The organism is Hymenobacter arcticus (assembly GCF_054779975.1).
Genome location: NZ_BAAGXF010000005.1, coordinates 69,891 through 88,386, shown reverse-complemented (window position 1 = coordinate 88,386; position 18,496 = coordinate 69,891). Strand labels below are relative to the sequence as shown.

Here is an 18,496-nt window from a genome sequence, read left to right as displayed (position 1 = left end):
TTTATGAAGTAAAAGAAAGTATTGCTGTCGTTTCGGGAACTAAGATACATACAAAATGTAAACGTTGTTCCAAAAACATTTCTATGAGTGTTTTCGCCTTAAAAATGCTATTTATCAGTTGGCTTTTTTGTTTAATGCCTTGTAAACAAGCATTTTATTGCCCCATACTTAAACTAAAGCCTATTATTTAATGTACAGACAGGATTTAAAAATAATTCTTATTTCTTTTATAAGTACAAAAAAGCCAAAGAATGATGCAGCATTTTTTTTATTTCTTTACGTAGTTGCCACCCGTTCGGATTGCCTTAAAGAATATTATTGAGCTGCTCCTTGATTTTTTCCAGTTCTTCCTTCATGCCTACCACCAGGTGTTGCACGGTGGCATCGTTGGCTTTGGAGCCGATGGTATTGATTTCGCGGCCGATTTCCTGCGCCAGGAAGCCCAGCTTCTTGCCAGCGGCTTCATCGGGCTGCCGGGTGGCTAGCTCGAAGTAGTCGAGGTGAGCAGCCAAGCGCACCTTCTCTTCCGCAATGTCCAGTTTCTCAATATAATAGAGCACTTCCTGCTCGAAGCGGATAGCGTTGAACTGCTCGTGCTGCGTGAGCTCGGCCAGGTGGGCCGTGAGGCGCTGGCGCACATGGGCCACGCGCTGGGGGTCGTGCAGCTCCACGGCAGCCAGCTGCTGCCGGATGGTGGCCACGTAGCCCAGTATCTCGTGCTCCAGAGTGCGGCCTTCGTCGTGGCGAAACTGCTGCATGGCGGCCAGTGCCTCGGTGAGTAGGGGCTGGAGGTCGGCCCAGGTGGGCTCATCGGTGCCAGCTTCGGCCTGGCTGGCCTGGGCAGCCTCGGAGGCGGTGGGCACTACGCCGGGCAGGCGCAGGGCCGCCAGCAGCGTGGCCTCCGTCACGGGCAAGCCGAGGCCCTGGGCAATGCCCTGCAACTCGTGAAAAGCGGCGCGCAGGGCGGGCTGGTTGAGCGTGGGCGCGGCGGCCGTGCTGGCCGGGCGGCTGTAATCGAAGTTAAAATTGACCTTACCGCGCAGCAGGGCTTTGGTGATTTGCTGGCGAATTTCCAGTTCATGGGCTTGCAGGAAGCGCGGCAGGCGGATGGTAAGGTCGAGGGTTTTGGAATTGAGCGAGCGTAGCTCGGCCGTGGCAGTGTAGCGGTCGGTTTCGCGGTGGGCCTGGCCGAAGCCGGTCATGGAGAGCAACATAAAGTACTGGTAAGCCGGCCTAGCCAGCTGCAAGAGTGTAACAAAGGAACTACGAAGGGCACGCGCTAAAAGCATAGAACGGCCCAACCGCGAGCAACACCCGACGAGCAGGCCCGGAAACCGCCTGAATGCGCGGCAACAACCTCAGGCAAATGACGGCAAAGATGGGAGAACAGTAACTGTTGCCGGGCCGGCAAGGTTGGGCGGGCGGGCAGGCAGAGGTGCAATTCGGGGGCATGTTGGTAACAGGCACCGCGCAAGCCGCGCCGCTACGGCCCCCGGGCTGCCGATTGGCTTGGAAGCGGCTGGCACTATCACCGGGCAAACCACCCAGGCGGGGCGCTTGGTGGTGGCCTTGTGAGGCCTCGCTTAGCGCTTGGCTAGCTGATTTTTAGGCCGTTCGCTTGCTTGCCGGGTAAACGGCTTATTACGGTAGTGTTACGAAGAATGCTGATTGCCAATGATTTGATAATCGGGCACCTGACCATAGGGTGCAGAAGCTGGGGGACCTTTGCGTTCGCATTGGCCTAACCCCCTTTTTATGCGCACTCTTACTATTAACCGGACCGCTTCGCGGCTGGCAATTTTATTCATCTTGTTGCTGCTAGCGAAGTTCGCTTCGGCCCAGGTTACGACCTCGGCCATCAGCGGCAAAATCATTTCTGATAAAAACGAGGAGCTGATTGGTGTGACGGTGGTGGCTACCAACGTGCCCACCGGCACCAAGCGCGGCACCGCCACCGAGCCCGACGGCCGCTTTACCATTCCCAACCTGGCCCCCGGCGGGCCTTACTCGGTTACGATTACCTATGTGGGGTATAAAGAACAGGTAATCAACAACATATTTCTAACGCTGGGCAACACCACCAAGCTCAACCTGACCCTCGCCGCCGAGGCCCAGGCCCTGAACGAAGTAGTGGTAGTGGGCAGCAACCAGGCCACCAAAACCGGCGCCGGCACCAACGTGGGCCGCGAGGCTTTGCAGCAGCTGCCCACCATTTCGCGCAGCATTCAGGACTTCACCCGCCTCGACCCGCGCAACTCGGGTAACTCGTTTGCGGGCAGCTCGTTCCGCTACAACAACATCACCCTTGATGGCGCTGTGAACAACGACGCCATTGGTTTTTCGCCCTCCCTGGGCGGGCAAGGCGGCACCAGCGGCCTGCCGGGCGGCTCGGCCCGCTCCAACCCCATCTCGCTCGACGCTATTCAGGAAATTCAGGCCTCGGTGGCGCCGTATGATGTGAAGCTGGGCAACTTCACGGGTGGCTCGATTAACGCCGTGACGCGCTCGGGCACCAACGACTTCCACGGTTCCCTCTACGGCTTTGGGCGCAACCAGGGCATCACGGGCAAGAGCGTGGACGGCGCCGATTCCAAAATCGGCTCGGCTTACCACGACTACCAGACGGGCTTCCGCCTGGGTGGGCCGATTATTAAGAACAAGCTGTTCTTCTTCGTGAACGGCGAGATTGCCCGCCGCACCGAGCCCCAGTTTTACGGCGCGGGCGCGCCCGGCTCCACCGTGACCACCGACCTGGCCCAAGCCATTGCCACCAAGCTGCAAACCACCTACGGCTACAACGTGGGCGACTACGGCGACTACAACATCTACGCCAACAGCAACAAGGTTTTTGGCCGTATCGACTGGAACCTGAACGACAAGACCAGCATTGCGCTGCGCCACAACTACATCAAGGCCGAAGCCACCAACCTGGAGCGCTCGGGCAGCTTGTTTAAGTTTGGCTCGCAAGACTTTACGCAGAACAACATCCAGAACTCGACGGTGCTGGAGGTGAAGTCGAACTTTTCGAGCCGCTTTGCCAACAACCTGATTCTGGGCTACACCAACATCCACGACTACCGCAACCTGCTGGGCGGGCAGGCCAACCTGTTTCCGTCGGTGCAGATAAACGGGGTGGGCACCACCATGGGCACGCTCGGCACGAGCAGCTACTACGCCGGCCCCAACCAGATTTTGCTGGGCTCGGACCGCGAGGCCAGCATTTTTAACACCCGCCAGAAAACGTACGAACTCACCGACAACTTCACGTTTTACACCGGCGCGCACGCCTTCACGCTGGGCACGCACAACGAGTTCTACCACATCGACTACGGCTTCATCAACTCCTGGAACGGCCGCATCGAGTACAACAACGTGAACGACTTTCTGGCCGACCGGCCCAACCGCATCCGGGGCACGTATAACAATGGTACTGTGGGCGATAACTCGTACCAGTACAACTACAACAACCCGTCGGCCGCGTTCAACATCAACTTCTACAGCGCCTACTTGCAGGACGAGTGGACCATCAGCGACCGCCTGAAAATCACGCCCGGTATTCGCTTCGACATTGCCTCGCTGCCCACCAAGCCGGCCCTGAACTCGGCCCTGGTGAACAACCCGCTCAACGACGCCCGCACCCTCAACCAGACGTACGCCCACACCGCCTGGCAGCAGCTGGATAACGGCTACCTGGGCCAATTGCAGGTGTCGCCACGCCTGGGCTTCAACTACGACGTGAAGGGTGATGGCTCGGTAGTGTTGCGCGGCGGCACGGGCATCTTCACCGGCCGGGTGCCGTTTGCCTGGTTTGGCTACGCCTACTACAACAACGGCGTAAACTTCAACTCGGTGGATGTGAACAATATCCGTACTTCGACCGACCCGTTGGTGAACAAGCCATACTTGCTGAACTCGGACCCCAACCAGATTTACAGCCAGCTCCAGCCTTCGGCCTACAACCCCAACAACCTGAAGGCCGGCACTACGGAAGTGAACCTGATTGACAACAACTTCAAGATGCCGCAGGTGTGGCGCTCGTCGCTGGCCCTCGATTTCAAGCTGCCCACCGGCACCCGCTTCTCGGTGGAGGGCCTGTACACGAAGACCATCTACGACGTGAAGTTTGAGAACATCAACCTGGCCGACAACGTGACCTACTTCGACGGCGGCCCCAAACTCAACCCCACCACTACCACCGGCCCCAACCTGAGCCCCCGCTACACGGCCGCCGCGTTTGGCACCCGCGTCAACTCGAACTTCTCCAACGCCTTTTTCCTCACCAACACCAGCCAGGGCTACCGCTACCAGCTCACCGGCTCGGTGGGCCAGAGCGTGGCCAACCTGCTCGACGTGAACGCCGCCTACACCTACGGCCAGAGCCGCGACATCAGCAACGGCATCCGCAACTCGCCCCAGAGCAACTGGGAGCTGAACCCCGCCCTGAACGTGAACGACCCGGCCTTGTCGTACTCCAACTTCGACCTGCGCCACCGCGTGGTAGCTAGCATCAACCTGCACAAATCGACCCGCGACGGCCGCTTTACGGGCTACTTCACCTCGGTGCTGACCTACGCCAGCGGCTCGCCCTTTACCTGGGTCTACAACAACAACTTCATGGGCAACGGCCAGCAGAACGTGCAGCTCGCCTACATCCCGTCGTCGACGGCTGATGTGGTACTCGTGTCGCGGGCCAGCAGCACGGCCGCCTACACCTTGGAAAACAACGGCCCGCAGTACGCCGCCCTCAACAGCTTCCTCAGCAACGACCCCTACCTGAGCACCCGCCGCGGCCAGTACGCCGAGCGCAACGGCGGCCGCACGCCCTGGAACAACCAGGCCGACATCCGCCTGATGGTGGAGGCCAAGCTGGGCAAGCTCGACGCCAACGCCGCTGGCGTAACGCCCACCGGCCACAGCATCCAGGTATCGCTCGACATCGTGAACTTCGGCAACTTCCTGAACAGCAGCTGGGGCCGCCAGTACTTCGTGCCCAACACCTTCAACTCGACCCTGGGCACCGGCCTGACGCAGGTAGCCTACGCCGACGGGGCGGGCAACATCGCCACCGCCTACAGCGCCACCTTCAACCGCCCGGCCTTCACGTTCAGCCAGCCGGCCACCTACTCCATCGACCAGCTGGCTTCGCGCTGGCAGGGCCAGTTGGGCGTGCGGTACTCGTTCTAAACATCTTTCACATTGTGGCCATTAGTTGGTCGCTTTGCTAAAGCTCGCCCTGCCTGGGGCGAGCTTTACTTTTGTAAGGTGGTGACGTGCTTGTGTCGCTCAGCCATTTCTCTTCAGCCAAAATCCCATTGCGCATCCTGCACCTGCCCAAGTGGTACCCACACCGCTACGACGACCAGGACGGCGACTTCGTGGCCCGGCACATCGCGGCCATTGCCAAGCAGCCGGGCATTACTTCAGCGGTGGTGTTTGCGGCCGTGGCGCGCGGGCCCTTACCGACCCTTATTGCGGAGGACCACAACCTGCGCGGCCCGATGCCCACCTGGCGCTACTACTACCGCGCCCGCCCCACCGGCCTGGCCCCGCTCGATAAGGTGCTGAAGCTACTGCTGTGGCTGTGGTGCCAGCGGCGGGGGCTGCGGGCGGTGCGCCGCCACTGGGCCGGCCAGCGGCCCGACGTGGTGCACACGCACATCCTGTTTCGGCCCGCCGCGCTGGCGTGGTGGCTGCGGCGGTGGCACGGCATCCCATACTTGATTACCGAGCACTGGACTATTTTTCAGCCCGCCAATGCGGGGCAGCTGGGTTGGGTGCGGCGCGGGCTGGCGGGTTTTCTGGTGCGGCAGGCCGCCGCCTACACGCCCGTGTCGGACGACTTGCGGCGGGCGCTGGCGGCGCTGGGCGGCACCAATGCCCACACCGTTATCATTCCTAATGTAGTTGACACTGAGCTATTTCACCCCTCCCCTACCCCGGTGGTGCGCCACGGGCTGCTTAACGTGGCCGCCTTCAACGAGCAGGCCAAGAACCTGAGTGGCTTGCTGCGCACCGTGGCCCGGTTGCGCACCGCGTACCCCAGCCTACCGGGCCTGCACCTGCGCATTGCGGGCTACGGCCCGGCGGAGGCGGCCATGCATCAGTTAGCCAATGAGTTAGGCCTGCTGGCCGCTGGCACGGTGGAGTTTTTGGGTAAGCTTACCCTGGCCCAGGTAGCCGCCGAAATGCGCCAGGCCACGGGCTTCGTGCTGTTTTCCAACTACGAAAACCTGCCTTGCGTGCTCATCGAAGCGCAGGCCAGCGGACTGCCCGCCGTGGCTACCCGCGTGAATGGCGTGCCCGAGTTGCTACCCGCCGATGGCACGGCCGGCCTGCTGGTGCCCGCCCAGGACGAAGTAGCTCTTGGTGAGTCTATTATCACGTTGCTCACCGCCTCTGCCGGGCACTTCAGTGAGGCGGGACTGCGAGCGCGGGCGGTGGCTCAATTCAGCTACCCGGCGGTGGGGCGGGCGTTTGCGGCGGTGTATGCCCGTATTTTGGGGCAATGAATCTTCTTCGCACGCTGCTCGAAGCCGCCGTCACGATGGTGGTATTGCTGGGTCTGGCGCGCTGGGCGCTGGGGCTTTTCGGCAAAAAAACTACCGTGTACCGCGCCACTCCGGCCCGGCAGCTGGCCCTGCTCACCTGGCCACTGCTGGCAGTGGGCACTGGCCTGGCCACCGCCGCGCCGGGTTTGGTGGCCACCACTTCGGTTGAGCACTGGCTGGCTTGGGGGCTGCTGCTGGCGGTGCTGGCGCTGGCCGCGCCCGCGCTGCTGCTGCACCTGCGCTACTACACGCTCAACGCGGCCACCACGCTGGTATTTGACCCACTCGAAGGACGATTGCAAGTGGCTTTGGATGAACTACTTGCCTACGACCCCGCCCGCCAGGGCTGGCCCGGCCCCGAAGCCGTGGAGTGGAGCCGCTGCCGCTGGCCCGGCGTATTCTGGCGGCCCTATGAGTACCTGCGCCTACCCTTGCCCCAGGGCGACATCATTCTTACTTCCTTAGTAATCAAAGACATGCACACCCTGGTGCGCTACCTGCGCCACTTCGGCATAGTGGTAGTGGAGCGCCGCCGTGGCTGGGCCTGGGTGTGAGTTGAATGGGGATATTGGATGTTGAGCTTGGCGTCGGGCTATGTCAGCACGTCATGCTGAACGCAGTGAAGCATCTCTACTGCTTCATTTGAGCCGTTCAACGAAGCGGTAGAGATGCTTCACTGCGTTCAGCATGACGTGCTGACGAAAACCTAAATGGCTGCTTGCTTTCCTTATTATTCATCATTCTTCATTCAAAATTCTTAATTCATTACCAATGCCTCTTTTACATTTTATTGAGCAAGGCGCGCCTACTGCCCCGCCGCTCGTCATTTTGCACGGCCTGTTTGGCACCCTCGACAACTGGCAGACGCTGGGCCGCCGCTGGGCCGAGGAAGCCGGGCTGCGGGTTATCTCCGTTGATTTGCGCAACCACGGGCGCTCGTTTCACTCGCCCGAACACAGCTACGCGCTAATGGCGCAGGATATACTAGCGGTACTCGACCACCTGGCCCTCGACCCCGCCCGCCTCACGGTACTGGGCCACAGCATGGGCGGCAAGGTGGCCATGTGCCTGGCCCTGGGCTACCCCGCGCGCCTGGCCCAGCTCATTGTGATGGACATTGCCCCGCGCTTTTCCGACATGGAGCACCAGGACGATATTATTGCCGGCTTGCAGGCCGTGGACCTGGCCAGCATCCAAACCCGGCAGCAGGCCGAGGCGGCGCTCACACCCCTTATTCCGCAGCCCGGCGTGCGGCAGTTTTTGCTCAAAAACCTGTACCGCACCGACGATAATGCCTTTGCCTGGCGCATCAACCTGCCCGCGCTGGTAGCCAACCTGGCGGCCGTGGGCGAGGAAATCACCTCGGCCCAGCCGTTTCTCAAGCCCACGCTATTCGTGCGCGGCGGCAAGTCCAACTACATCACGCCCGACGATAAGCTGCACGGTATCCCGGCCCTGTTTCCCAACTCACAGGTAGCCACCGTGGCCGACGCCGGCCACTGGCTGCACGCCGAAAAGCCCGACGAGGTATTTGACCTGGTGAAGAGCTTTGTGCTCATGAGCAGCACGCCAGCAACCGGACGTCCGTAATAGCTCGCTGAGGTGCCGCGCACTCCTCCCTGTTAATTGCTCACTGTTAGTTACCTATGCTTTATTTAATTCCGACCCCGCTGGCCGAGGACACCACGCCGCAGGTGCTGCCGCCGCAAGTAGTGGCTGCCGTAGCCCGGCTAACCTATTTCCTGGTCGAAAACCTGCGCACCGCCCGGCGCTTCGTGAAGGAGGTGGCCCCGCACCGCGTTATCGAGGAAATTCGCTTCGTGCTGATTGACAAGGACAGCACGCCCGCCCAGGTGAAAGCGGCGCTGGAGCCCCTGGTAAAAGAAAAGCTGGAGGCCGGCGTGCTCTCCGAGGCGGGCTGCCCCGGCATTGCCGACCCCGGCGCGGCCCTGGCTCAGGAGGCACACCGCCTGGGGCTGCCGGTGCGCCCGCTGGTGGGGCCGTCGTCCATTTTACTGGCTCTCATGGGCTCGGGGCTCAATGGGCAGCGGTTTGCGTTTCACGGGTACTTGCCCATTGAGAAGGGAGCCCGCATTGCGGCCATCAAGTCGCTGGAAAAAGAAGCTTTTCAGCGCGACCAAAGCCAGCTGTGCATTGAAACCCCTTACCGCAACGACCAATTATTCAGTGACTTGCTCGCGCAACTGGCACCCGGCACCCGCCTATGCGTAGCCACCGACCTCACTGCGCCCACCGAGTACCTGCGCACCTTATCGGTGGCCGATTGGCGCCGCCTGCCCGAGCTGCCCACCCTGCATAAGCGCCCGGCAGTATTTGCCTGGGGCAAATAGTAAATGAGTAGGTGAGTAAATGAGTACTGTCGTTCCAGCGATTGTGCGACATCACTCATTTACTCACCTACTCATTTACTATTTGCCACTGCTTATGCTGCCGCCGCTGCTCACGGTTTTGGTGAGCTCGGGCGAGCCGATGTAGCGGACGTTGGCGCCGCCGGTGGCTTCGGCCATCAGCACTTCGCGCACGGCCAGCTTGGCGGTGCTGCCGCTGGCGGCTTCTATCTGGCTGCGGTTGGTTTGCAGGCCGCTACCGTCGAAGGTGGAGCCGCTGCTGAGGCGCAGGTCGAAGCGCGGAGCCTGGCCGCTGAGGGCTACGGTGCTGCCGCTGCTTTGGCGCACGATGAGCACGCCCACGTTGATATCGGCCCGCAGGCTGGCCCCCGATGACACATCGAGTTGAAAATCGGGGGCGGCGTAGGCACCGGTGGCCGTTACGCTGGCCCCGCTGTTGGCCAGCAGGGAAGTGAGCTGGTCGGCCGTGATGGCTACGCGCAGCTTCTTATCGAGCCTGGCCAGCTTCTTATCCTTGCGCTCACGGTCACTCTCGTCCAGGTCTTCGTACTGAATGCTGAGCACGCCGGCCACCACTTTCACCATGATATGGTCGCGCAGGTCGGCCGTGAGGGCACTCACTTCCACCCGCTGCGCAGGGCCGCCGGTGAGCACCAGCGACACGCCCGTGCTCACGTTGATGGCGTGAAACTTCTCAACGGCGCGCACCTGGGGTTCGGTTTGGGCCAGGGCCGGGGCGGCGACCAATAGCCCCAACAGGGCCGACAACACATACTTTTTCATACCAAAACGCGGGAAAGTGAACAGCTAAAGCCTTACGCCCACAAAGAAATGGGGTTTTGGGCCAGCTACCGCTACTTGCCGCTCACGCTGCCGCCGCTGCTGGTGCGCTTGGTGAGCGCGGGGGCACCGTAGTAGCGCACGCTGCCGCCGCTGCTGGCTTCGGCCACGAGGTCTTCCTTCACGGCGATGCGCACCGAGCTGCCGCTGCTGGCCTCGGCCCGGCAATGGTCGGCGTGCAGCTTTTCGCCGTCAAACGTGGAGCCGCTGCTGCTTTCCAGGTCGAGGCGGGCGGCGCGGCCGCTGAGGTCGATGGTGCTGCCGCTGCTCTGGTGCACGGTGAGGGCCGCGGTGGCCAGGTCGGCCTTCACCGATGCGCCCGACGATACATCGAGCCGAAATTCCTGGGGGGCCGCAAAGCTGCCGCTGGTGCGCACCGTGGAGCCGCTGTTGGCCGTGAGGGCCCGGAGCTGGTCGGCCGTGACGCTGGCGCGCAGCTGCTTGTTGGTGCGGTCGCGGTTATAGCGGTCGTCGGGGTTTTTGTAGCGCAGCGTGAGTACGCCGTTTTCCACGGTGGTTTCGATGCGGTCGCGGTACTCGGCGGCGCTGGCGCTCACCTCCACCCGCTGCGCCGAGCCCGCCGTGAGCGTCAGCTCGATGCCCGTGCCCACATTAATGGCGGTGAACGCGGCTACCGGGCGCACTTGGGCAGTTTGGGCCAGGGCGGGCACCAGGGCCAGCAGCCACAATAAGGCAGCGAAGGGGAGATTTTTCATGGTAGGTACTGAAAGAATAGGGAGTTGATGCGGTGGGTACCGGGCCCACTGGCCGTTCGTTACGGGCAGCTTCAAAAATACTACCTATTAACCCATAACAAGCAATAAACCAGTTAGATGTGCATTAAATACCCTACTCACGCAGCCCGAAACGATTGGGGTGGGCGAGGCCGACCAGGTATTTATACCTAGCATGTTTATGCTATTGCGCACTAGCTACTTAGCAACGGACCTTTGCCCCACACGCTACCTCTTTCTGACTATGAACAAGCTTGCTTACTTGCCGCAGGGCGCGGCCCTTCTCTGCCTGCTGCTGCTGGCCCACCAGAGCCACAGTACGCCCCCGGTGCTGGGGCGCCCGGCGGCGGCGCCCACCCACCTGGCCAGCGAGGCCACCGCCCCGCTGGTGCTGGTGCCCAACGGTACGCCCGGGTGGCTGTCGCTGGCTGGCGTGCTGCCCACCACGGCCCCGCTCACGGCCGACGTGCTGGGCGCAGGCACCAGCCCGGTAGCCAGCCACACCTGGCGGGGGCTACCGGGCGGCCGCGTGCACTTAGCGCTTAACCTGCGCAGCCTGCCCGCGGGGGCGTACCGGTTGCGCCTGAGCCAGAACGGCCAGCAGTGGCAATTGCCCCTGGCTGTGAAATAAAGCCGCGCGGCCTTGTCGTAGCAAAGCCTTGCTAGCCACCGATGCCATCCTTTGGCGGCGCACTGCCGCGAAAGGGTGGCATTGTGGCTTCGCCGGCGGCCGCAATGCCGCGCCGGCCCAGCACCCGCCCCGCCGTGCGCCATAAGATGCGCAGGTCGAGCCCCAGGCTTTCGTGGTCCACGTACCACACATCGAAGGCAAATTTTTCTTCCCAACTAATGGCGTTGCGGCCATTTACCTGCGCCCAGCCCGTGAGGCCGGGCCGCACCAGATGCCGCCGGGCCTGGGCGGGCGAGTACAGGGGCAGGTATTGCGGCAGCAACGGCCGGGGCCCCACCAGGCTCATGTCGCCGCGCACAATATTCCAGAGCTGCGGCAGCTCATCGAGCGAAGTGGCTCGCAGCCAAGTGCCTACCGGCGGCAGGCGCCGGGCGTCGGGCAGCAGCTGGCCGGTGGCTGGGTCGCGGGCGCTGGTCATGGTTTGCAGCTTATACAAGCCAAACAGTCGCCCACCCAGCCCCGGTCGCTGCTGCCTGAACAGCCAGGCACCGCCATTCTGGTAGGCCGCCAGGGCCGCGCCCACCGCCAGCAGCGGGGCGGTGAGCACCACCAGCGGCAGGGCCACGGCCAGGTCGAGCAGGCGCTTGCCAGGGTACATTTTTTCAGTGAGCAGTGAGCAATGAGCAATGAGCAGTTCAGCCGTGAGGCGGTAATCTGCTTTTCTTTGCACGAAGAAAGGGGCTACCCGGCTGATACCGCACTGCTCACTGCTCATTGCTCATTGCTCCTTAAAGCTTGCTCACCTTCCCCAACGCCAAGCTCAACCTAGGCCTTTACGTAACGGCCCGGCGGCCCGACGGCTACCACGAGCTGGAAACCGTGTTTTTGCCCCTGCCCTGGGCCGACGTGCTAGAGGTGCTGCCCGCCCCCAAGGGGCAGGCGGGCACCGACCTCACGCTCACCGGCCGGCCTATTCCCGGCGATGTAGCTACCAACCTGTGCCTCAAGGCCTATCAGCTTTTAAAAGCCGATTTCCCTGACTTGCCGGCCGCGCAGCTGCACTTGCACAAAATAGTGCCCATCGGCGCGGGCCTGGGCGGCGGCTCGGCCGATGCGGCATTTGCGTTGCGAGCCATCGGCGAGGTATTCAGGCTGGGGGTATCGACGGAAGCGCTGGAGGGCTACGCCCGCCAGTTGGGGGCCGACTGCGCCTTTTTCATCCAGAATACGCCCCGGCTGGCGCATGGTAAAGGCGACGTTTTTGAGCCTATCGAGTTGAATTTGAAAGGCGTAGCCTGCGTAGTGGTTTATCCGGGGCTGCACATCAGCACGGCGCAGGCCTTTGCGGGCATTGTGCCGCAAGCGCCAGCCCAGCCCCTGCGGGCGGCCCTCGCGCAGCCCCTGGCTACTTGGCGTGATACAGTGCTAAATGACTTCGAAACCTCGCTGGCTCCTACGCACCCCGTGCTGGCGGCCATCAAGCAGCAGCTCTACGACGCGGGCGCGGCCTATGCCAGCCTATCTGGCTCGGGTTCAGCAGTTTATGGATTATTCCCTGATGCAGCAGCCCCTACCCTGCCGTGGCCCAGCGAGTACTTAGTGTGGCAGGGTAACCTATGAGGGCTAGCTAAATCACTACGTCGGCGGCGGCAGCCAGGCGGGCACGGCGCTGGTTCCAGCGGTCGAGCACGGGGTGCACCAGTACGCTGGCCAGAATGAGCACCGTGCCCACGTAAAAGCCGCCCGACATGCGCTCCTGCCCGAAGCCCGGCACGCGCAGCACAAACATGATTTGCGCCAGCACAATGCCATAAACCGGCTCCAGGTTGATGGTTAGATTCACGACAAAGGCCGAAATCCGCTTCATCAATTCCACCGAGGTAGAGAAGGCGTACACCGTGCACACGCCAGCCAGCAGTAGCAGCCACAGCCAGTCGAACCCGTGCCAGGCCAGCTGCAAACCCTGCCCCTGCGTGAAATACCGGCTGTAAATAGGGAAGAACAGCACGATGCTCAGGCAGGCCCCCAGCATCTCATAAAACGTGAGCCGCGTGGGCGCGTGCCGCTTCACCAGCTGCGAATTGAGCACGCTAAACAGCGCCGACAACCCCGCCGAGGCCACCGCCACCAGCAGCCCGGTGAGCTGCGTCAGCTCGGCCTGCGAAATCAAGTACAACCCCAGCATGGCTAGCAAACCCAGGCCCACCTCGTAGGGCCGCACGCGCCGCCACAACAGCAGCGGCTCCAGCAGCGAGGTCCACAGGGCCAGCGTGGCCAGCCCAGCCAGGCACACGCTCACCGATGACAGGCGCGCGGCCAGGAAAAACGTAATCCAGTGCGCGGCCACCAGCGCGCCCACGCCCAGCAGCTTCAGGGCTTCGGCGGGGGCCACGCGCCAGCCGGTGCGCCGCGCCAGCAGCAGCCCCGCCAGCCCCGTGCTGGCCAGCAGCGTGCGCCAAAACACCAGCTCCACCGGCGGCACCGTCAGCAATTTGCCCAAGATGGCCGTGAAGCCCCACAGCAGGACGATAAAATGCAGTTTGAGGTAGTCTTTTAACACAGTTTGTCATCCTGAGCACAGCGAAGGACCTTATCACGCCCGCGCCGTTACGGTTACTAAATTTGACGCTAGGTAGCCGTGATAAGATGCTTCCTTCGTCAGCATGACAACGGGCTATTTAGGCACCACCCGGTACAAAAACAGCCCGATGGTCGAAAACACGGCCCCCGGTATCCAGGCGGCCACAATGGGCGGCACGCTGCCCACCGAGGCCAGGTTGCGCGAGAGCATCACGAATATGATGAACACGAAGGCTAGCACGAAGCCCAGCGCAATTTGCCCACCCACGCCGGCGCGGCTCTTGCGGGCGCTCAGCACCACGCCGATGAGGGTCAGAATAATGGTGTCGAAGGGGTAAGCGTAGCGCTCGTATTTAACGCTTAGGTACTGGGCCGTGTCGTTGGCCCCGCGCAGTATCTTGTTGTCAATCAGGTCGGCCAGCTCGGGCGATGTGAGCGTTTCGGCCAGGCGGTAGGTGCTCGAAAAGTCCTTGGGGTAGAGGTTGAGCGTGGTGTCGCGGGCGGGCAGGCTGAGGAGGGTTTCATTGGTTTGGCCATGAAAGGTGCGCACCGATTGGGTGGTCATTTTCCAGGCCTGCTTCACCGAGTCCCAGGTGATGGCATCGGCCGTGAGGCGGCGGCGCAGGATGGTGCTGTCGATGGTTTCGAGGGCAAAGCGGTAGCCGATGTTGTGCGTGGCATCGTAGCTCTCCAGGTAGGCGTAGGTGCGCGGCCCGATTTTGACGTGGATATTGCGGCCCTCGTACTTCCAGGGTTCCTGCACGTGCAGATTCTCAAACTTCACGATTTCCTTGGTGCCCTTCGGGATAATCCAGCTGATGAGGCCAAACGTGAGCGCCCCGATAATGGCCGCCCCCATGGTGTAGGGCAGCAGCAGCCGCTCGAAGCTCATGCCGCTCGACAGCATGGCCACCAGCTCGGTGCGCGCCGCCAGCCGCGACGTCACAAACACCACCGCAATAAAAATGGTAATGGGCGCCAGCAGATTAGCAAAATACGGAAACAGGTACACGTAGTAGTGCGTGAGTACGTGCCAGAACGTGAGGTTGTGGTGCAGAAAATCGTCGTTCTTCTCCGTATAGTCAATCACGCAAATCACCGACACGAGCATCAGCACCGTGAAAAAAAACGCGGTGAGAAACTTGCTGATGATGTATTTATCGAGGATTTTCATTTAGTTGAGGGCCGGTCAAAATCGTTGTCATTGCGAGCACCGCGAAGCAATCGCACCAGAACGAAACCCGTGCCGCTTGTTAGTGCCAGTCAAAATCGTTGTCATTGCGAGCACCGCGAAGCAATCGCACCTGAACGAAACCCGTGCCGCTTGTTTAGTATTCCACCATCAAGTCTTGCCAGGTAGGATTCAGCTCGTTGATTAACGCCAGTTTTTTCGCTCGCGAACCTGCTTTTAACTGCTTTTCGCGCTCAATGGCTTGCTTGACATCGGGCGATTGTTCGAAATAAACCAGCTTTGTCACGTTGTATTTTTTGGTAAATCCTTCCTGCGCGCCCGCTTTGTGTTGGCTCACCCGGCGCTCCAAATTGTTCGTGACCCCGATGTAGAGCACCGTATGGTAAGGATTAGTGAGAATGTAAACGTAGTAAGTGTTCATACGGGGTCGTTCGGGTGCGATTGCTTCGCTGCGCTCGCAATGACGGGCGGCGTGGGCGGCGCGGGCATCGTGCGGGTGCGATTGCCGCGTTGCGCTCGCAATGACAGGCGGCGCGGGCGGCCCAGACTACTTACAACCGGCGCATCAGCTTCTCCACCATCACATCCTTCCACAGCCCAAACGTGCCGGCCACGATTTGCTTGCGCGCCTCCTTCACCAGCCAGAGGTAAAAGGTGAGGTTGTGCATAGAAGCAATCTGCGCACCCAGCATTTCCTTGGCTTGCAGCAGGTGGCGCATGTAGGCCTTGGTATAGAACGTGCTGGCGTAGCCGCCCAGCTCCTCGTCGATGGGCGAAAAGTCATCGGCCCACTTCTTATTGGTCACGTTGATAATGCCTTGCGTAGTGAAGAGCATACCGTTGCGGGCGTTGCGGGTCGGCAGCACGCAGTCGAACATGTCGATACCTAACGAAATGTTTTCCAATATGTTAGCCGGCGTGCCCACGCCCATGAGGTAGCGCGGCTTATCCTTGGGCAAGATGTCGCAGACCAGCTCCGTCATCTCGTACATGAGCTCGGCGGGCTCGCCCACGCTCAGGCCACCGATGGCGTTGCCGGCGCGGCCCTGCGCGGCGATAAACTCGGCCGACTGCACCCGCAGGTCCTTAAAGGTGCTGCCTTGCACGATGGGAAACAGCGTTTGCTCGTAGCCGTAGAGCGGCTCGGTGCTGTCGAGGCGCGTGATGCAGCGCTTCAGCCAGCGGTGCGTCATGTCCAAGGAGCGGCGGGCGTAGTCGTACTCGCAGGGCCAGGGCGTGCATTCGTCAAAAGCCATGATGATATCGGCCCCGATGCGGCGCTGAATATCCATCACGCCCTCGGGCGAAAACAGGTGCTTGCTGCCGTCGATGTGCGAGCGAAACGTGACGCCCTCTTCCTTAATCTTGCGGGTACCGCTGAGCGAAAAAACCTGGTAGCCACCACTATCGGTGAGAATTGGCCCGTCCCAACCGTTGAACTTGTGCAGGCCGCCAGCGGCTTGCAGCACGTCGAGGCCCGGGCGCAGGAAAAGGTGATACGTGTTGCCGAGGATAATCTGGGCCTGCACGTCGGCCTTCAGCTCGCGCTGGCCCACGCCCTTCACGGTGCCGGCCGTGCCCACGGGCATAAAAATGGGCGTCTCGATGGTGCCGTGCGCCGTGGTGAGGCGGCCGGCGCGGGCCTTGGTGCCGGGGTCTTGCGCTTGGAGGTCAAAAGTCATTCCTACAAAATTACCGCCGGCTTACCTTTGTGGGCCCGTCCCGTGTTGTTACCCCCGCTCCCCCACTTTCCGCCTGCCCTGCTTTTGCTGCCGCTGCTGCTGGTGCAGGCGTGGTTTTGGCTGCGTTATTTCCGGCCCTTTGTGCGCCGGCCGGCCGAGGCCACCGCCACGGAGCCGGGGCCGGATACCGAGCCGGTGTCCATTATCCTGTGCGCCCACAACGAGCTCGCCAACCTGCGCGAGCTGGTGCCGCTGCTGCTGCGCCAAGAGTACCCGGCCGGGTTTGAGCTGGTGCTTATCGACGACCGCAGCCAGGATGATACCTATCTTTTTACCCAGCAGCTCAGCCAGTATTACCCCGGCCGCTTCCGGCTCGTGACCGTGACGCGCACGCCGGCCGGCTTCTCACCCAAAAAATATGCGCTCACGCTGGGCATAAAAGCGGCCCGCCACGAGCGCCTGCTGTTTACCGATGCCGATTGCCGGCCTGTCAGCCCCGACTGGCTGCGGCTGATGCAGCGCGGCTTCACCGAGCAAAAAGGGGCCGGCATGGTGCTCGGCTTCTCGGGCTACGCCGAAGCGCCGGGCCTGCTCAACCAGCTTATTCGCTACGAAACGCTGCTCACCGGCGCGCAATACCTGGGCCTGGCCTGGGCCGGCCGGCCCTACATGGGCGTGGGCCGTAACCTGGCCTATACCAAGGCTACCTTTCACAGCACCAAGGGGTTTGCTAGCCACATTCGGCGGCTGAGTGGCGACGACGACCTGCTGGTGCAAGACGCGGTAGCCGCCGGCGCGCGCGCCGCCGTAGTAGCTGACCCTGAAGCCCAAACCCTGAGTGAGCCTGCCAATACCTGGGCCGCCTGGTGGCGCCAGAAGCGGCGGCACCTCTCGGCCGGGGGCCGCTACCGGGCCGCCGACCGCCGCCGCCTGGCCCTGTTTATGGGTAGCAACGTGCTATTTTATTTGGGCACGCCGGTCGTTCTGGCAGTTGGATTGAGCCGGGAAAACTTGGTATCTTTGGGAATAATCTGGTTGGCGCGAACATTGTTGGTGCTGGCAGCTTACGTACCGCTTGCGCGCCGCCTGCGCACCGCGCTACCCCCGCTGGCCCTGCCAGTGCTCGATTTTTTCTACTTTGCCTTTTACTGCGCCTGGGGCCTCTCCCTGGTCCGGCGCCGCCCGCTCCAATGGAAGTAAATCCCGCCGATATCCAGAAGCAATTTTCGACTAAAGCCAAGCACGACTTTAAGCTGATTCGCGCCGCCGTGGACCACGGCGACGAGAAGGCCTACGCCGAGCTGATGCACATCTACAAAAAGCCCGTGTTTCACGTGGTACTCAAGATGGTGCGCAACCCCGACGATGCCGAGGACCTCACCATCGAGGCCTTTGCCAAGGCGTTTAAGAACCTGCACAAATTCAACCCCGAGTTTGCGTTCAGCACTTGGCTCTTCCGCATTGCCACCAACAATTGCATCGACTTTATTCGCAAGAATAAAATCAAGACAATGAGCATCGACTCGGCCGTGAAAATGGGCGATGGCGACGAGATTCAGCTCGAATTCAGAGACAACGACCTCAACCCGGCCGACACCACTATTAAGAACCAGAAAATCGAAATTATGCGCCACGTGGTGTCGCGCCTGCCCGATAAATACCAGCGCCTCGTGAGCCTGCGCTACTTCGACGAGCTGAGCTACGAGGAAATCGCCACCGAGCTCAAAGCTCCGCTCGGCACCGTGAAAGCCCAGCTGCACCGCGCCCGCGAACTGCTCTATGACATGGTGAAAGACAAAAAGGAGTTCATTTAATTCAGCCCAATTAAAACCGTTTGTCATTGCCAGCCTGCGAAGCAATCGCACCAGAACGAGCTACCTAGCACGAGCCACTAAAAGCCCGACCGCTACTCGTTCTGGT

The 18,496-nt window shown here is 61.4% G+C and carries 17 protein-coding genes; 9 read left to right on the top strand and 8 right to left on the bottom strand.

The genetic code is table 11. The features are described from left to right. Positions 1–305 precede the first annotated feature (305 nt). Positions 306–1,214 carry a YicC family protein gene (locus ACYVGC_RS10775; RefSeq protein WP_460583836.1) on the bottom strand — a complete coding sequence of 303 codons (909 nt, stop codon included), beginning with the start codon at positions 1,212–1,214 and terminating at the stop codon, positions 306–308. Between the two features lie 541 nt (positions 1,215–1,755). On the opposite strand from ACYVGC_RS10775, the gene ACYVGC_RS10770 reads away from it, so the two are divergent. The 5 genes from ACYVGC_RS10770 to ACYVGC_RS10750 all read left to right on the top strand — a co-directional run bounded on the left by ACYVGC_RS10770 (position 1,756) and on the right by ACYVGC_RS10750 (position 8,899). Continuing rightward, entirely contained in the window at positions 1,756–5,184 is a 3,429-nt protein-coding gene (locus ACYVGC_RS10770) for a TonB-dependent receptor (RefSeq protein ID WP_460583835.1), read from the top strand. A gap of 86 nt (positions 5,185–5,270) precedes the next feature. Continuing rightward, a complete protein-coding gene (locus tag ACYVGC_RS10765; RefSeq protein ID WP_460583834.1) occupies positions 5,271–6,509 on the top strand; it encodes a glycosyltransferase in 1,239 nt (412 codons plus the stop codon). After that, on the top strand, positions 6,506–7,102 hold the full coding sequence (locus tag ACYVGC_RS10760) for a hypothetical protein (RefSeq protein ID WP_460583833.1): 597 nt from the start codon (positions 6,506–6,508) through the stop codon (positions 7,100–7,102). Before ACYVGC_RS10765 ends, ACYVGC_RS10760 begins: the two co-directional genes overlap by 4 nt. A gap of 217 nt (positions 7,103–7,319) precedes the next feature. Continuing rightward, positions 7,320–8,138, top strand: a complete 819-nt coding sequence (locus tag ACYVGC_RS10755; RefSeq protein WP_460583832.1) for an alpha/beta fold hydrolase — start codon at positions 7,320–7,322, stop codon at positions 8,136–8,138. Between the two features lie 56 nt (positions 8,139–8,194). Further along, on the top strand, positions 8,195–8,899 hold the full coding sequence (locus ACYVGC_RS10750) for an SAM-dependent methyltransferase (protein ID WP_460583831.1): 705 nt from the start codon (positions 8,195–8,197) through the stop codon (positions 8,897–8,899). A 78-nt stretch (positions 8,900–8,977) separates the two neighbouring features. On the opposite strand, the gene ACYVGC_RS10745 is transcribed toward ACYVGC_RS10750, so the two are convergent. Together ACYVGC_RS10745 and ACYVGC_RS10740 are read right to left on the bottom strand one after the other, a co-directional pair. Next, positions 8,978–9,700, bottom strand: coding sequence for a head GIN domain-containing protein (locus ACYVGC_RS10745; RefSeq protein ID WP_460583830.1), 723 nt, complete (start codon positions 9,698–9,700; stop codon positions 8,978–8,980). A gap of 71 nt (positions 9,701–9,771) precedes the next feature. Further along, the gene (locus ACYVGC_RS10740; RefSeq protein WP_460583829.1) at positions 9,772–10,473 is read right to left on the bottom strand and encodes a head GIN domain-containing protein; all 702 of its coding nucleotides are present in this window, start codon (positions 10,471–10,473) and stop codon (positions 9,772–9,774) included. A gap of 262 nt (positions 10,474–10,735) precedes the next feature. Between ACYVGC_RS10740 and ACYVGC_RS10735 the strand changes: the two genes are divergently transcribed. After that, positions 10,736–11,122 carry a hypothetical protein gene (locus ACYVGC_RS10735; RefSeq protein ID WP_460583828.1) on the top strand — a complete coding sequence of 129 codons (387 nt, stop codon included), beginning with the start codon at positions 10,736–10,738 and terminating at the stop codon, positions 11,120–11,122. A gap of 31 nt (positions 11,123–11,153) precedes the next feature. On the opposite strand, the gene ACYVGC_RS10730 is transcribed toward ACYVGC_RS10735, so the two are convergent. Next, positions 11,154–11,852 (bottom strand): sugar transferase, encoded by a 699-nt coding sequence (locus ACYVGC_RS10730; protein WP_460583827.1) that lies wholly within the window; start codon positions 11,850–11,852, stop codon positions 11,154–11,156. A 65-nt stretch (positions 11,853–11,917) separates the two neighbouring features. Between ACYVGC_RS10730 and ispE the strand changes: the two genes are divergently transcribed. Then, positions 11,918–12,742, top strand: a complete 825-nt coding sequence (ispE, locus tag ACYVGC_RS10725; RefSeq protein WP_460583826.1) for a 4-(cytidine 5'-diphospho)-2-C-methyl-D-erythritol kinase — start codon at positions 11,918–11,920, stop codon at positions 12,740–12,742. Between the two features lie 7 nt (positions 12,743–12,749). Here ispE and ACYVGC_RS10720 read toward each other — a convergent pair whose 3' ends face one another. The 4 genes from ACYVGC_RS10720 to tgt all read right to left on the bottom strand — a co-directional run bounded on the left by ACYVGC_RS10720 (position 12,750) and on the right by tgt (position 16,576). Then, the gene (locus tag ACYVGC_RS10720) at positions 12,750–13,682 is read right to left on the bottom strand and encodes a DMT family transporter (RefSeq protein ID WP_460583825.1); all 933 of its coding nucleotides are present in this window, start codon (positions 13,680–13,682) and stop codon (positions 12,750–12,752) included. A 114-nt stretch (positions 13,683–13,796) separates the two neighbouring features. After that, the gene (locus ACYVGC_RS10715) at positions 13,797–14,876 is read right to left on the bottom strand and encodes an LptF/LptG family permease (protein WP_460583824.1); all 1,080 of its coding nucleotides are present in this window, start codon (positions 14,874–14,876) and stop codon (positions 13,797–13,799) included. Between the two features lie 154 nt (positions 14,877–15,030). Next, positions 15,031–15,315, bottom strand: a complete 285-nt coding sequence (locus ACYVGC_RS10710) for a GIY-YIG nuclease family protein (RefSeq protein ID WP_460583823.1) — start codon at positions 15,313–15,315, stop codon at positions 15,031–15,033. A 130-nt stretch (positions 15,316–15,445) separates the two neighbouring features. Then, positions 15,446–16,576, bottom strand: a complete 1,131-nt coding sequence (gene tgt, locus ACYVGC_RS10705; protein WP_460583822.1) for a tRNA guanosine(34) transglycosylase Tgt — start codon at positions 16,574–16,576, stop codon at positions 15,446–15,448. A gap of 42 nt (positions 16,577–16,618) precedes the next feature. Between tgt and ACYVGC_RS10700 the strand changes: the two genes are divergently transcribed. Together ACYVGC_RS10700 and ACYVGC_RS10695 are read left to right on the top strand one after the other, a co-directional pair. Further along, entirely contained in the window at positions 16,619–17,776 is a 1,158-nt protein-coding gene (locus ACYVGC_RS10700) for a glycosyltransferase (protein ID WP_460583821.1), read from the top strand. Next, positions 17,767–18,390: an RNA polymerase sigma factor gene (locus tag ACYVGC_RS10695; RefSeq protein WP_283566074.1), complete on the top strand. Its 624-nt coding sequence runs from the start codon at positions 17,767–17,769 to the stop codon at positions 18,388–18,390. The genes ACYVGC_RS10700 and ACYVGC_RS10695 overlap by 10 nt, the downstream gene beginning before the upstream one ends. The last annotated feature ends 106 nt before the right edge of the window (positions 18,391–18,496 follow it).

Coding starts and splice junctions, on each gene's coding strand:
- ACYVGC_RS10775 (WP_460583836.1), bottom strand. CDS start 1,214: ATGTTGCTCTCCATGACCGGCTTCGGCCAGGCCCACCGCGAAACCGAC.
- ACYVGC_RS10770 (WP_460583835.1), top strand. CDS start 1,756: ATGCGCACTCTTACTATTAACCGGACCGCTTCGCGGCTGGCAATTTTA.
- ACYVGC_RS10760 (WP_460583833.1), top strand. CDS start 6,506: ATGAATCTTCTTCGCACGCTGCTCGAAGCCGCCGTCACGATGGTGGTA.
- ACYVGC_RS10755 (WP_460583832.1), top strand. CDS start 7,320: ATGCCTCTTTTACATTTTATTGAGCAAGGCGCGCCTACTGCCCCGCCG.
- ACYVGC_RS10750 (WP_460583831.1), top strand. CDS start 8,195: ATGCTTTATTTAATTCCGACCCCGCTGGCCGAGGACACCACGCCGCAG.
- ACYVGC_RS10745 (WP_460583830.1), bottom strand. CDS start 9,700: ATGAAAAAGTATGTGTTGTCGGCCCTGTTGGGGCTATTGGTCGCCGCC.
- ACYVGC_RS10740 (WP_460583829.1), bottom strand. CDS start 10,473: ATGAAAAATCTCCCCTTCGCTGCCTTATTGTGGCTGCTGGCCCTGGTG.
- ACYVGC_RS10735 (WP_460583828.1), top strand. CDS start 10,736: ATGAACAAGCTTGCTTACTTGCCGCAGGGCGCGGCCCTTCTCTGCCTG.
- ACYVGC_RS10715 (WP_460583824.1), bottom strand. CDS start 14,876: ATGAAAATCCTCGATAAATACATCATCAGCAAGTTTCTCACCGCGTTT.
- ACYVGC_RS10710 (WP_460583823.1), bottom strand. CDS start 15,315: ATGAACACTTACTACGTTTACATTCTCACTAATCCTTACCATACGGTG.
- tgt (WP_460583822.1), bottom strand. CDS start 16,576: ATGACTTTTGACCTCCAAGCGCAAGACCCCGGCACCAAGGCCCGCGCC.
- ACYVGC_RS10695 (WP_283566074.1), top strand. CDS start 17,767: ATGGAAGTAAATCCCGCCGATATCCAGAAGCAATTTTCGACTAAAGCC.